The organism is Micromonospora sp. C51, from assembly GCF_018070435.1.
GTDB classification, from domain to species: domain Bacteria; phylum Actinomycetota; class Actinomycetes; order Mycobacteriales; family Micromonosporaceae; genus Micromonospora; species Micromonospora sediminimaris.
In genome coordinates this window covers 176,702-189,277 of the sequence record NZ_JAGPXQ010000002.1, presented here as the reverse complement: position 1 = coordinate 189,277, position 12,576 = coordinate 176,702, and the positions used below count along the sequence as shown (strand labels likewise).

The following is a 12,576-nucleotide window of genomic DNA, read 5'->3' as shown; positions in this document are numbered from 1 at the left end:
TCCCCAGAACGCCAGGCGCGGCTGCCGGCCAGCGTTGTGTGAGCACTGGCCGACATGGCGCGGTCGGCGCTACGTCAGCAGCCGGAGCGCCCGCTGACGAACGTCGACGTAGCGCTCGTGTACGTCCGGGGTGCCGGCGGCGGTCACCTCGTCGGCAGCGACCGGCCACAGGGGCGGTTCGGCTCCTCCGGCCAGCGCCCAGGCCGCCTGGCGTGCCGCGCCGAGCGCGACGTACTCGCCAGGGCGCGGCACGCTCACCGGCGCGCCGAACAGCGCCGGTGCGACCGCCCGCACCGCACGTGACCGGGCCGCGCCGCCGACCAGCAGCACCCGGACGACCGGGATGCCCTGGGCGCGGAGGGCGTCGAGGGCGTCGGCGAGACCGCCGAGCATGCCCTCCACAGCGGCCCGCGCCAGATTCGCCGCCGAGGCGTTCGCGCGGGTCAGCCCGGCGAGCAGACCGCGGGCGTCAGGCAGGTTCGGGGTGCGCTCCCCGTCCAGGTACGGCAGGAGCGTCAATCCGTCGGCGCCAGGCGGCGCCGAGAGCGCCAACTCGTCGAGTTCGGCCAGCGACCGGCCCAGCAGATCGGCGACCGCGACCAGCACCCTTGCCGCGTTGAGCGTGCACACCAGCGGCAGGAACCGACCTGTCGCGTCGGCGTAGCCGGCCACCAACCCGCTCGGGTCGGCGGTCGGGACCTCACTCAGCCCGAACGCGCATCCCGAGGTGCCCAGCGACACCACCACGTCGCCGGGTCGCAGGCCGACGCCGAGTGCCGCGCCCATGGTGTCGCCGGTACCGGCGGCGAGTATCGCGCCGGACGCGGTCTCGCCGACCGTCTCGGCGGGCCCGGCGACCCGGGGCAGTGCCACGTCCCGACCGAAGGCGAGCCGCACCAGGTCCCGCCGGTACTCCCCGGTCGCCGGTGACCAGTACCCCGTGCCGGAGGCCTCGCCGCGATCCGTCGTCGGCTCTCCCCCACCCGCGCGCAACCGATGGGTGAGCCAGTCGTGCGGCAACAGCACCGTGCTGGTCCGGGCGGCGAGTTCCGGCTCGGCGCGAGCGAACCAGCGCAGTTTGGTGACCGTGAAGCTGGCCACCGGTACCAGCCCGACCGCGTCGGCCCACGCCTGCGGGCCACCGAATTCGCCGGTGAGGTCGACTGCGGCGCGCGCCGAGCGGGTGTCGTTCCACAGCAAGGCGGGACGCACCACCTCGCCGGCCTCGTCGAGGCAGATCATGCCCTGCTGCTGCCCGCCGACGCCGATCGCGGCCACACCGTCCAGCAGCCCGGCGCTGGCCCGCTCGAAGGCGGCCCACCACAGGTGCGGGTCGATTTCCGTCCCGTCGGGGTGCGGCGCACGGCCCTCGCGGAGCACCTCGCCGGTGTCCGCGTCGCACACCACGACCTTCGTCGACTGGGTGGACGAGTCGACGCCGGCTACCAGTGTCATCGCACGCTCCACAGGGGTCCGGTGCCGGTATGTCGAGGCACTCGGGCGATGCTGTCGCGCCCGACTCTACGGCCGCGAACCAGTTAGTTCAATGCCCTTCCTAAGTGGTCGGGACGCTGCCGGTCCGCGACCTCACGACCGGAGAACCACCCGGTCGTACGTCGTGGAGTGCTGCAACGCGAGCAGCACCGCACCACGTACCTCCGCGTCCCGACCGAGAGTGGAAACCTGGATCTCCACAGCACGTCGGGCGGGACCGAGCGCGCACTCCGTCGCCGTCGCCCGGAGGTGGGGCAGCAGCAGATCGGAGATCGCGGCGAGGCCGCCACCGAGAACCAGCATCGCCGGGTTGTACGCGTTGATGACCCACGACGCGGCCAGGCCCAGGTTGCGGCCCACCTCCGCCACCGCCTCGGTCGCCACGGCGTCACCGCGGCGGGCGGCGGCAGCCACGTCGCGTACGTCGAATCCGCCGTTGAGCACCGACCCACGGCCCGCCGCGAGCCCCTCCCGCGCGAGCCGGACCAGCGCCGGCCCGGACGCCAGCGTCTCCAGGCAGCCCACGTTGCCGCAGTTGCACGGCACGGTACCGCCCGGCATCCGGCAGTGGCCGATCTCGCCGGCCGTGCCACCGGTGCCGTAGAGCACCTGGCCGGCACAGAGCACCGCCGCCGACAGACCGGTACCCACGTACAGCAACGCCAGGTCCCCGACCTTGGCGCCGACGCCTTCGAGATGCTCCGCGACCGCCGCTGCCTGACCGGCGTTGTGCAGGTAGACCGGCACGCCGAGGATGGCGGTCAACACCTCGCCGACGGGTACGTCGCGCCACCCGAGGTTCGGCGCCAGCAGGCAGACACCGCGGTGGAAGTCGGTGAGCCCGGGCAGCACCACACCGACCGCGGCGATTCGCCCACCCGGTACCGCCGCCCCGACGACGCCTGCCGCCTGCACCGCGACCTCCCGCAGCACCGCCTCGGGCGCGCCGGCCGGCGTGTCGAACTCACGGCGCCCCAGCTCGCGCCCGTCGGCATCGCTGACCGCCACCGTGGTACGCCGGGCGCCGATGTGCGCGCCGACGACGAGGTGCGAGGCGGCGTTGAACTCCAGCAGGATCGGCGGCCGGCCGCCACCGACCGCGGTGGCCCCTCGGCCGACCTCGCGGACCAGGCCGTCGGCGATCAACTCGTCGACGATCGCGGAAACGGTCGGCTTGGCCAACGTGGTGACCCGCGCGATGCCGGCTCTCGAGACCCGTCCGCCCGCCCTGAGGGCAGCGAGCACAAGCGACCGGTTCACCTCGCGCACGACGTTCTGGTCCGCGCCGCGTCGTGGCCCCGCGCCCTCCATCGCCTCACGCTACCCGCGCCGATCACCTGATCGAAGACCGGACCGGCCTGGCCACCGGTCGACGTCACGCGGCACCCGACGGCCGCGCTTCAGGTGGTCGAAGCAGCGTCGTACGCCCGGCGCGCCGCCTCGATCGCGCCCAGATGCTGGTCGGCCCAGTTCAGGAGGACGTCGATCGGCACCCGGAGGGTCTTGCCGAGCGGCGTGATGCGGTACTCGACGGCGACCGGTCGCGACGAGATGACGCGACGCTCGACGATGCCGTTGCGTTCGAGTCGACGCAGCGTGGCGCTCAACGACTTCTGGGAAACGGCCGGGATCGCCTGGCGCAGCTCGTTGAACCGCGAGGGTCGTACGCAGAGCCGGTCGAGCACCGCCAGCGACCACTTGTCCAGAACCTGGTCCAGGAGTTCCCGGTGCGGCATCGGAAGCTCAAGACGCTCCACCGCGGAGGGGTCGGTATCCGCCATGACACCTAGTCTCGTTGAAGTTTCCTGGAAACACCAGGTATCAAGGAGATACCACGTTGCTTCGAGGAAGGATGTTTGATGGCTGTCCAGCTCCACTCCCCGCAGGGCATGATGCGGCCGGTCCCGTATCACCACGTCGCGGTCGCTACCGGAACCCGCCACGTCCACGTAGCCGGCCAGATCGGCCGCGACGAGGCCGGGCAGCCGGTCGCGTCCGACCTGCGAGGCCAGATCAGCCAGGCACTGCGCAACACGGCGCGCGGTCTGGCCGGCGGCGGCGCGAGCTTTTCAGACGTCGTCCGCCTGACCTTCTACGTGACCGACTGGTCGCCCGACCTGATCGACGACTTCATGGCCGGCATCGACGACGTCGCCGCGGAACTCGGCGTCCCGCAGCCACTGCCTCCGGCCTCGCTCATCGGCGTCGACCGCCTCTTCGAACCAGACGTCCTCGTCGAGGTCGAGGCGACGGCGGTCCTGGACTGACACGTCGCCCGCCCGGCCGGGCTTCTCTTCACACAGCTGCTGGCCGTCAATGCTCTCGGGGCGTACGGCGGCAGCGATGATGGTGTCGAGGATGGCGCGAGCGGCCTCCAGGTCCTTGATGGCAATGCTGATCCGGTCGCGGTCGACGTTCAGGATGGTGGCCAGTTCCGGACACGCCGGCACCATCTCGTTCTCATCCTCGGCCATGCAGGGCAGCACCTCGGCGATGGTGGCGGTGTGCAGACCTGCGGCCATGAGCGTGCGGATGTTGCGCACGGCGCGAATGTCCGTCTCTCGATATTCGCGGTAACCGCTCGGCCGTCGCACCGGTCGTAGGAGTCCCTGCTCCTCGTAGTAGCGCAGCGCCCGTTGGCTGATCCCGGTGCGCCGCGCCACCTCTCCGATTCGCATGTGACCTCCACCACGACGCCTGGACTCTGACAACGACGTGAAGGTTTACGTTAACCGCCATGACTACTCAGTCACAAACGCATGGCGAGCGACCCGGAGTGACTGTCCTCGGCCTCGGCCAGATGGGAACCGCGCTGGCCAACGCGCTGCTCGCTGCCGGCCACCGGACGACCGTCTGGAACCGCACAGCCGGAAAAGCCGATCGACTCGTCGACCGCGGCGCCGTACGCGCCGACACGGTCACCGACGCGGTCCTGGCCAGCCCGCTCGTCATCGTGTGTCTCCTGCGCTACGACGACGTTCACGCAGTGCTCGGCGCCAGCACCGACGCGCTTTCCGGCCGCGCCCTGGTCAACTTCACCACCGGTACGCCCGACGAGGCCCGGGCCATGGCTGACTGGTCCTCCGGGCACGGCGCTCAGTACCTCGACGGCGCGATGATGGCAGTCCCACAAACCGTCGCGACGCCCGAGGGCTTCTTTCTCTACAGCGGATCCAAGGATGCCTTCGACACCCACCGGCCGACGCTGGACGCGCTGGCAGGCAGCCATTTCCTCGACCGCGATCCGGGGGTGGCAGAGCTGTGGGACGTCGCCCTTCTCGGTGCCGGGTACGCGGCCCTGACCGGCTTCCTGCACAGCCTCGCGTTGCTCGACACCGCAGGCGCCACACCCGCTCAGTTCGTTCCCCTGGTGGCCCGGTGGCTCCATGGCATGACCGCATTCATGTCCGACCTGGCGCAGGAGATCGAATCCGGGGACTACCGCAACGGCGTCTCTCCGGTCGCCTTGAACCAGGTAGCGGTGGGAAACCTCGTGCACGTCAGCAACCTCCAGGGCATCGACGCAGGGCCGCACGCCGCGCTCCGCGCCCTCCTGGATCGCCGGGTCGCCGACGGACACGGCGCGGACAGCTTCTCCAGCCTGTTCGAACTGTTGCGGAAACAGCCGTAGTCCGGCGTACCCGGCGGCAGCCCGTACGGCGGCTCAGGGAACGATCACCACGCCGCCCCGCACGCCACCCTGGGCGAGACGGCGGTGCGCGGCCGCCGCCTCGGCGAAGGGGTAGACACCGGCTACCCGTAGCGGGATCTCGCCGAGTTCCACCAGTTTCACCAGCTCACCCAGGCGGGTACCGTCCGGTAGCACCTCCAGCGCGAAGGTCCGGATCCCCCGCGCCGGTTCCGGACGCAGTGGCGGTGAGGCGGCCACATAACCACCGCCGTCCCTGACCAGCTCCATCAGCGACGGACCGATCACCGCCAGGTCGACGACCGCGTCGAAGCTGCCCGCCGCGCCCCGGATCGGATCCTCCGAGCGCGGTACGAACGCCGCGCCCTGCGACTCGACGAACCCACGGTCGTCGGCTCCCGCCAACCCGGTGGCATGCAGGCCGGCGACTCGGGCCAGGGCCAGGGCGAATCCACCGACCTGCCCGGCGGCGCCGGTCACCAGCAGGGACGAGCCCGGCGGAAGCGCGAGCAGGTCGAGGGCCTGGGCGGCGGCGAGGCCATTCGTCGGCAGGGTGGCCGCCTCGGCGGCGGGAATCCCGGTGGGTGCGGCGGTCAGCCATGCGGCGTCGAGGACGACGTACTCGGCGTGCGCACCGGCCGTGGTGCGCAGCCAGGGTGAGAATCCGATGACCTCGTCGTCCACCCGGAGGTCGCCGACCGACGGGCCGACCGCGTCGACCGTGCCGGCCACATCCCAGCCGGGCACGTACGGCAGCCCGACCGGCAGCGGTGCCGGGAACCGGCCGGCGCGGATCATGAGGTCGACCGGGTGCAGCACGGACGCGGCGACCCGCACCCGCACCTGTCCCGGCCCCGGTTCGGGCACCGGCAGGTCCGCCACCTGAAGAACCTCCGGTCCGCCGAACTGTGCGTAACTGACTGCGCGCATCGCCGTGCCTCCGCTCAATGTCATGGCCGCCATCACGGTAGGTACCCTTGGGCACTGTCAGAAAGTAGGTACCTGAAAGTGCCTAGGGCACTGGCAAGGTGGTAAAGATGGCGACGACGACCGCTGAACAACAACGGGAACAGGCCAAACGCGACTATGACGCCTTCCTGGCGGCCTGCCCGACCCGGCAACTGCTGAGCACGCTCACCGACAAGTGGGCGGCGCTGGTCATCGCGGCACTCGCCGGTGGTCCGCAGCGGCACAGCGAACTCGCCCGCCGCATCGCCGGCGTCAGCCAGAAGATGCTCACCCAGACGCTGCGCACGCTGGAACGCGACGGTCTGCTCAGCCGTACGGTGACCGCCTCGGTGCCGGCCCGCGTCGACTACGCCCTAACCCCGATCGGACACGACCTGCTACCACTGATGGTCTCGATCAAGACCTGGGCGGAGACCCACATGGATCGCGTCTTCCAGGCCCGCGCCGAGTTCGACGCACGCTCATGAGCGTGCCCCGGCGCCGATGCCGACCCGGTTGGCCACCGTCTGCGCGGACGCTCAGGCGACGCGCTCGCCGGGAGCGGGGTACGGCTCGCGAAGGGTGAACGCCTCCGGCGACGGGCCACGGCGCAGCAGTTCCAGCCGTTCGGCGGCCTCGGTGAGTGTCGGCAGAACGCCGGCCGGAATCCACCACAGCACGAGGTGGGGGCGGTCGAGCGGAGTGAACCACTCCCGCCGCCGACGCATCGGCTCCAGATGCGCGGTCCGGTACACGAAGCCACGCAGCGACTCGATCGACTGCCACACGGTCAGGTTCACGATGATGTCCGGTTCGAAGGGTCGCAGGGCGGTCGCGTCACCGGACTCGTCCTGCAGTCGCCACACGTAACCGGGCGAGCGCTCGGCCAGATCGTTGACCTCGGGGAGCAGGGCCACGAAGTCGGCGAGCTCGGGGCTGTCGAGGGGGGCGCGGAGCCGGGCGATGTTCAGTTGCGCCACGTGGTGGTCGGCCATACGACCAAGCCTACGTTCTATGTCAATCCTGATTGTCTTTAGATTGGAGCACCACGCAGCACCCGGTCGGTCCGGGGTCGAGCCGGACGTTCCAGCCACGGTCGCCGACCAGGCCGTCGAGCAGTGCCAGGTTCAAACCGCAGACCAGCGCGGGGTACGCCTGGGCCAGTGCGTGGAACGGACAGTTGCGCAGCCGGACCGTCTGATCGGCATCCTCGAACGGCTCGTAGCCGAGCGTCCCCAGTCGCTCGAACACCTCGCCACCGGCGAGCTTCGCACCCAGCTCCCGCGCTGCCGAGTGGACCGCCGGTTCCACACCGGATCGCTCGACCGCACTCGCCAGCACCTCGGCCAGCAGCCGATAGTCGCGCGGCGGCAGCGTCACCGCGTGTTCGGCCGCCGACCGGCGGTACAGCTTGGCCGGCCGTCCCGCACCCGGCCCACCACTGCGCGACGCGTAGGACGTCTCCAGCAACCCGGCCTCGGCCAGCTTGTCCAGATGGAAGGCCGCCAGGGTGCGGCCGATGCCCACCGCCTCGGCGACCTCGTTACGGCTCACCGGTTCCGCCTGCGCGACGACGTACTCGTACACCGCCCGGCGCACCGGCTCCCGCAGCGCCCCGACGGCCTCCAACGACATGCTGCCGACGCTACCCGGGCCACCGCGTCAGGGCCGCGGCCGCCGCCTCGGTGGGCCGACAACGTACGACCGGGATGCGTCATGTATCCCGGCCCGACTCCGCCTTGCCGCATCGCCGCCCTGCCCCCGCCGCGACACCGCCAACGTGTCTGGCCACCGCACTAGTCTGCTGCCATGGCGAGCACCGAACTGGATGAACTGATCGTGCCGGACGCCGACGCCCTGCGTGCCTGGTTGTCGGTCAACCACGCCACGTCGCCCGGCGTCTGGCTCGCCCTCACCAGGAAGGGCGGCTCGGCCACCACCCTGACCTGGCAGCAGGCGGTCGACGAGGCCCTGTGCTTCGGTTGGATCGACGGGCAGGCCCGGAAACGGGATCACGAAACCTCCTGGATCCGGTACACCCCTCGCCGACCCCGCAGTTCCTGGTCCCAGCGCAACGTCGCCCACGTCGCCCGGCTGGAGGCGCAGGGGCGGATGCTGCCACCGGGTCGCGCCGCCGTGGAGGCCGCGAAGTCGGACGGCCGATGGGCCGCCGCCTACGCCCCACCGTCGGAAGCCGAGGTGCCGGCCGACCTCCTGGCCGCCATCGCGGCCGACCCCGCCGCCCAGGCCATGTTCGACGTGCTCACCAAGACCAACCGGTTCGCTCTCATCCACCGCCTCAACGCCGTCAAGCGAGCCCAGACCCGGGAACGGAAGATCGGCGAGTTCGTCGCCATGCTGGCCCGCCAGGAGACGTTCTATCCGCAGAAGGCCCGACCGCAGCCCGCACCGAACTGAACTTTCTCAAAAATCCTGGCGCGCCTGTCGATCCGGGTGGGTCCTCTTCGTAGCTGTGGTGAGAGCCCGGCACCGAGCCGGGCGACACGCCTGCTGGAGGGCACGATGAGCACCACCACGAACACCACCCGCGCCACCGTGTCGGCCACCGGTGCGCTGATCGGAACCGGCGTTGTCGCCACGGCTGCCGCCAGCGCCGCCACGATGGCCGTCGCCGCCGCCGGCAACGCGGCCGGGGTCAGCCTCGACATCGGCGCAGCCCCGATCCCGGTCGCCGGCTTCGGTGTGCTGACCGCCGTCTTCTCGCTGATCGGCGTGGTCATCGCCGCGCTGCTGTCCCGCTTCGCCCGACGCCCGCGGCGCACCTTCGTCCGCACGACAGTGGTGCTGACCGTGCTGTCGCTGGCGCCGGATGTGATCGTCGACGCCGGCCCGGCCACCAAGGCGCTGCTGATGCTCACCCATCTGGTCGCGGCCGCGATCGTGATCCCCGCTGTCGCGCGCCGCCTGCCCGCCTGACCGCACCCACCCAACCGACCATCGAGTTACCGGAGGATCGTCATGAAGCAGTACCTGCTGTCCGTGCATCTCGTCGAGGGCGCGCCGGAGCCGTCCGACGAGGAGATGCAGACAATGTTCAGGGAGACCGGACGGATCAACGACGAGATGCAGGCCGCCGGTGCCTGGGTCTTCGGCGGAGGGCTCCGGTCGCCGGACAGTGCCACCGTCGTGCGGATCGAGAACGGCGCCACCACCATGAGCGACGGGCCGTTCGCCGAGACGAAGGAACACATCGCCGGCTTCTGGGTCATCAAGTGCGCCGACCTGGACGAGGCGCTCGCCTGGGCCGAGAAGTGCGCCGCGGCCTGCGGCCCGATCGAGGTGCGCCCCTTCGACGACCTGTCCCAGGCCTGAACCGGAGCCGGTCACCCGACATGGACCTGGCGAACGTCTACCGCGCGGAGTACGGCCGCTGCGTCGCCACCCTGGCCCGCCTCCTCGGCGACATCCACCTCGCCGAGGAGGCGGTGCAGGACGCCTTCACCACCGCGCTGCAGAAGTGGCAGACCCTGCCGCCGAACCCCGGCGCCTGGATCGTGACCACCGCCCGGAACCGGGCCGTCGACCGGCTCCGCCGGGAGACCACCCGCGAGGCCCGGCACGCCGAAGCCCTGCTACTGCATCAACCGGACGAGCCCCAGGAGGTGGGACCGGTGCGGGACGACCAACTGCGACTCATCTTCACCTGCTGCCACCCGGCGCTTGCCCCGGACGCGCGTACCGCCCTCACGCTCCGGCTCCTCGGTGGCCTCGACGTACCGGAGATCGCCCGGGCCTACCTGATCCAGGAGGCCACCGTCGCCCAGCGGATCGTGCGCGCGAAGAAGAAGATCCGCGACGCCGGCATCCCGTACCGGGTACCCGCCGAACACGAACTGCCGGACCGGCTACCGCCCGTGCTCACCGTGCTCTACCTGATGTTCAACGAGGGCTACACGTCCACCGCGGGGCCGCTGATCAGGACGGACCTGTGCACCGAGGCGATCCGGCTCGCCCGCGAACTCGCCGCGTTGATGCCCGACGAGCCCGAGGTGCTCGGCCTGCTCGCCCTGCTGCTGCTGACCGAGGCACGCCGCCCGGCCCGGCTCGGTCCGACCGGCGAACTGGTCCCGCTGGCCGAACAGGACCGGTCATTGTGGGACCGAGCCCTCATCGCCGAAGGCCACGACCTGGTCCGCCGCTGCCTCCGGCGCAACCGGCCCGGGCCATACCAGATCCAGGCCGCGATCAGCGCGGTGCACACCGACGGCACCGCCACCGACTGGCCACAGGTACTGGCACTGTACGACCAACTGCTCGCACTGGCACCGACCCCGATCGTCGCGCTCAACCGTGCGGTCGCGGTGGCGGAGGTACACGGACCGGCGGTGGCCCTCGCCGCGCTGGAGGACATCAACCTCCCCGGCTACCACCGGCTGCCCGCCACCCGCGCCGAACTGCTGGCCCGGCTCGGCCGCGACACGGAGGCCCGGGCCGCCTACCACGAGGCCATGGCACTGGCCACCAACGAGACCGAACGCGCCTTCCTACAGCGGCGCCGCACCGAACTCACCCGTACGAGGAGGACCTCATGACCGCCACCTACACCGTCGACGTCTTCGCCAGCCTCGACGGCTACGGCACCACCAGCGGCGACTGGGGCGGCTACTGGGGCAAGCAGGGCCCCGAGCTGCTCGCGCACCGCCTCGCCGCGTACCGCACAGAGCAACGCATGGTCTTCGGCGCCGACACGTACCGAGTGTTCGCACAGCTGCTGGCCGAGAGCACCGAGGAGTCCGAGGTACGGGACGCCTGGGTCACCCGGATGCGGAACCTCCCCGCCACGGTGGTGTCGAACACCCTCGACGCTCCCCTCGACTGGCCGGACGCGACCATCGCGCGCGGCGACGCCGTCGACGTCGTCGCCCGGTTGAAGGAGGAGTCCGACCTACCCCTGCGGTCGCACGGCAGCCTGTCGATGAACCGGGCGCTGATGGCCGCCGGCCTGGTCGACCGCGTCCAGGTGACCATCTTCCCGGTGATCACGGGTCGGACCGGCACGGAACCCATCTTCCAGGGCGCGGCCGACTTCGACCTGGAACTGCTCGAAAGCCGTACCCTCGACGGCCGCACCCAGGAACTCACCTACCGCCCCACCCTGCACGCCTGACTTCGCCGGACACGCCCACCTGCCACCGCCGAACTGACCTGCACTGCCCTGGTCGGTTCCGCGGTGGCAGTCACGCGGCAGAGGCCGGAAAGCGCAGTTCGAGCAGCACCGCGTCCCCGCGCGAGGCGCCCTCGCCGACCGGCCGCCACTCCTCCGGTTCCAGGGTCTCCACCTCCACCGCGGCGGGATCGTCCTTGATTTCCAGCTTCGCGTCGAGGTTTCCGCTGTCTCGGTTGCGGATGAAGTAGACCTTGGCGATCTCCATGGTGAGATGACCCGCACTGCCCTTCGTCTTGAAGCAGTAGTTCGGACCGCCCGGGGCAGAGATGTCCGCGACCTGTACCAGGATCAGGTCGTCGGGCGGATTGTTCGGCGTCGGGCCGCATTCGGCGTACGTGATGTGACCGTCGCCCTTGATCAGCTTAATGCCGCGTTGCTGCAGGATCTGGGCCGCAGCCGGATAGCTGTGATCCTCCACCAGGCTGCCTGGCTCATCCGCGGCCCTCGCGCTACCGTCCCCGGCAGCAACGGCACTGGCTGCCGCGAATCCCCCGATCGTGACCGCCATCGTGACGACGCCGGCCAGCGTCGCCGACAGAGTTCGCGAAGTAGCTCTCATGGGAACCTCACCTGTTCTCGAAAACGTACTCACCTGATCCGGCATTCGCTTCGGCTTTAACAGGACTTGCTCGCCAGGCTTCGGAAATCGGACTCGGTAACGGCCCTCCGTTTGCCGGCGGCCTCACCGATCAGGACCTGATCCGGCGCGAGCGCGACCAGATCCGTGAGGACGAATCTGACTGGGAAGCTGGTCTTTCCACTATCGAAAGCGATAACGGTGTATTCCGTATCGGGTTGGAGGGCAGTAAGTGTCTCGTCAGCGGTTACCCAGCCCGGCGGCAACTGCAACAAGCGGACCTCCTCGACGGCCTCGCCGGCGCCTCGATCAACGTTCCACTGTTTCCACGGGGATGGGTCCACGGTCGAAACAAGCAGCCCGTCCGCCTCGAACGTGTCGCAGGCGGCAAGCAGCAAGGTCGGATGGCCGTCAACGTTGCGCAATGCGGTCACCCGCTTGGCAGCCGGCGTACAGGCGACAAGGGTCCCGAGGGTGGCGAGCGTCGCGAGGACGCTCACCATCCTGCGGATCCGTGCTGACGCCATCGTCAACTCACCAGCAGAGGCCGAGCATGCACTTGGCCGCCGGCTCAAGCCAACTGGGAGTCGACGGTTCCTTACCATATTCCCAGTATCCGCCCTTCCACGGATTGGCTCCGATTTCCCATGGGTTGGCATCGCCATCGTCGAAGGTGAGTTGGTAAGACAGGAAGGTGCCGGCGTAGTAGAGCGCCAGAAA

16 protein-coding genes and 1 pseudogene are annotated in these 12,576 nt (G+C 70.3%); 8 read left to right on the top strand and 9 right to left on the bottom strand.

All coding sequences use genetic code 11. From position 1 onward, the window contains the following. Window positions 1-69 precede the first annotated feature (69 nt). The 3 genes from xylB to KBX50_RS03800 form a co-directional block, all read right to left on the bottom strand. Window positions 70-1,455: a xylulokinase gene (gene xylB / locus KBX50_RS03810; protein ID WP_210934697.1), complete on the bottom strand. Its 1,386-nt coding sequence runs from the start codon at window positions 1,453-1,455 to the stop codon at window positions 70-72. Between the two features lie 132 nt (window positions 1,456-1,587). Next, on the bottom strand, window positions 1,588-2,805 hold the full coding sequence (locus KBX50_RS03805; RefSeq protein WP_210934694.1) for an ROK family transcriptional regulator: 1,218 nt from the start codon (window positions 2,803-2,805) through the stop codon (window positions 1,588-1,590). Window positions 2,806-2,894: 89 nt separating this feature from the next. Continuing rightward, window positions 2,895-3,275 (bottom strand): helix-turn-helix domain-containing protein, encoded by a 381-nt coding sequence (locus tag KBX50_RS03800; protein ID WP_210934692.1) that lies wholly within the window; start codon window positions 3,273-3,275, stop codon window positions 2,895-2,897. A gap of 78 nt (window positions 3,276-3,353) precedes the next feature. Here KBX50_RS03800 and KBX50_RS03795 point away from each other — a divergent pair, with 78 nt between their 5' ends. After that, window positions 3,354-3,761 carry a RidA family protein gene (locus KBX50_RS03795; protein WP_210934691.1) on the top strand — a complete coding sequence of 136 codons (408 nt, stop codon included), beginning with the start codon at window positions 3,354-3,356 and terminating at the stop codon, window positions 3,759-3,761. Between the two features lie 225 nt (window positions 3,762-3,986). On the opposite strand, the pseudogene KBX50_RS32635 reads toward KBX50_RS03795, so the two are convergent. Continuing rightward, window positions 3,987-4,172 (bottom strand): annotated as a pseudogene (locus tag KBX50_RS32635) (MerR family transcriptional regulator); the annotation flags it as partial. Window positions 4,173-4,231: 59 nt separating this feature from the next. Between KBX50_RS32635 and KBX50_RS03785 the strand changes: the two are divergent. Next, window positions 4,232-5,125 carry an NAD(P)-dependent oxidoreductase gene (locus tag KBX50_RS03785; RefSeq protein WP_210934690.1) on the top strand — a complete coding sequence of 298 codons (894 nt, stop codon included), beginning with the start codon at window positions 4,232-4,234 and terminating at the stop codon, window positions 5,123-5,125. Between the two features lie 33 nt (window positions 5,126-5,158). Here the strand turns inward: KBX50_RS03785 and KBX50_RS03780 are convergent, their stop codons facing one another. Next, window positions 5,159-6,073, bottom strand: coding sequence for an NADP-dependent oxidoreductase (locus KBX50_RS03780; RefSeq protein WP_210934689.1), 915 nt, complete (start codon window positions 6,071-6,073; stop codon window positions 5,159-5,161). Between the two features lie 107 nt (window positions 6,074-6,180). Between KBX50_RS03780 and KBX50_RS03775 the strand changes: the two genes are divergently transcribed. Further along, window positions 6,181-6,579: a helix-turn-helix domain-containing protein gene (locus tag KBX50_RS03775; RefSeq protein ID WP_210934688.1), complete on the top strand. Its 399-nt coding sequence runs from the start codon at window positions 6,181-6,183 to the stop codon at window positions 6,577-6,579. A gap of 51 nt (window positions 6,580-6,630) precedes the next feature. Here KBX50_RS03775 and KBX50_RS03770 read toward each other — a convergent pair whose 3' ends face one another. After that, complete coding sequence (locus KBX50_RS03770) at window positions 6,631-7,086, bottom strand: DUF3291 domain-containing protein (RefSeq protein WP_210934687.1); 456 nt, start codon at window positions 7,084-7,086, stop codon at window positions 6,631-6,633. A gap of 22 nt (window positions 7,087-7,108) precedes the next feature. Next, the gene (locus tag KBX50_RS03765) at window positions 7,109-7,726 is read right to left on the bottom strand and encodes a metalloregulator ArsR/SmtB family transcription factor (protein ID WP_210934686.1); all 618 of its coding nucleotides are present in this window, start codon (window positions 7,724-7,726) and stop codon (window positions 7,109-7,111) included. 174 nt (window positions 7,727-7,900) lie between these two features. Here KBX50_RS03765 and KBX50_RS03760 point away from each other — a divergent pair, with 174 nt between their 5' ends. The 5 genes from KBX50_RS03760 (at window position 7,901) to KBX50_RS03740 (ending at window position 11,219) form a co-directional block, all read left to right on the top strand. Beyond that, entirely contained in the window at window positions 7,901-8,509 is a 609-nt protein-coding gene (locus KBX50_RS03760; RefSeq protein ID WP_210934684.1) for a YdeI family protein, read from the top strand. A gap of 105 nt (window positions 8,510-8,614) precedes the next feature. Beyond that, a complete protein-coding gene (locus KBX50_RS03755) occupies window positions 8,615-9,028 on the top strand; it encodes a DUF6069 family protein (RefSeq protein WP_210934683.1) in 414 nt (137 codons plus the stop codon). Window positions 9,029-9,070: 42 nt separating this feature from the next. Next, window positions 9,071-9,424, top strand: coding sequence for a YciI family protein (locus tag KBX50_RS03750; protein ID WP_210934681.1), 354 nt, complete (start codon window positions 9,071-9,073; stop codon window positions 9,422-9,424). Window positions 9,425-9,444: 20 nt separating this feature from the next. Beyond that, complete coding sequence (locus KBX50_RS03745; RefSeq protein WP_210934679.1) at window positions 9,445-10,644, top strand: RNA polymerase sigma factor; 1,200 nt, start codon at window positions 9,445-9,447, stop codon at window positions 10,642-10,644. After that, a complete protein-coding gene (locus tag KBX50_RS03740; protein WP_210934677.1) occupies window positions 10,641-11,219 on the top strand; it encodes a dihydrofolate reductase family protein in 579 nt (192 codons plus the stop codon). Before KBX50_RS03745 ends, KBX50_RS03740 begins: the two co-directional genes overlap by 4 nt. Window positions 11,220-11,289: 70 nt before the next feature. Here KBX50_RS03740 and KBX50_RS32630 read toward each other — a convergent pair whose 3' ends face one another. Together KBX50_RS32630 and KBX50_RS03730 are read right to left on the bottom strand one after the other, a co-directional pair. Beyond that, window positions 11,290-11,838, bottom strand: a complete 549-nt coding sequence (locus tag KBX50_RS32630; RefSeq protein ID WP_247673068.1) for a hypothetical protein — start codon at window positions 11,836-11,838, stop codon at window positions 11,290-11,292. Window positions 11,839-11,894: 56 nt separating this feature from the next. Next, on the bottom strand, window positions 11,895-12,359 hold the full coding sequence (locus KBX50_RS03730) for a hypothetical protein (protein WP_210934675.1): 465 nt from the start codon (window positions 12,357-12,359) through the stop codon (window positions 11,895-11,897). Between the last annotated feature and the right edge of the window lie 217 nt (window positions 12,360-12,576).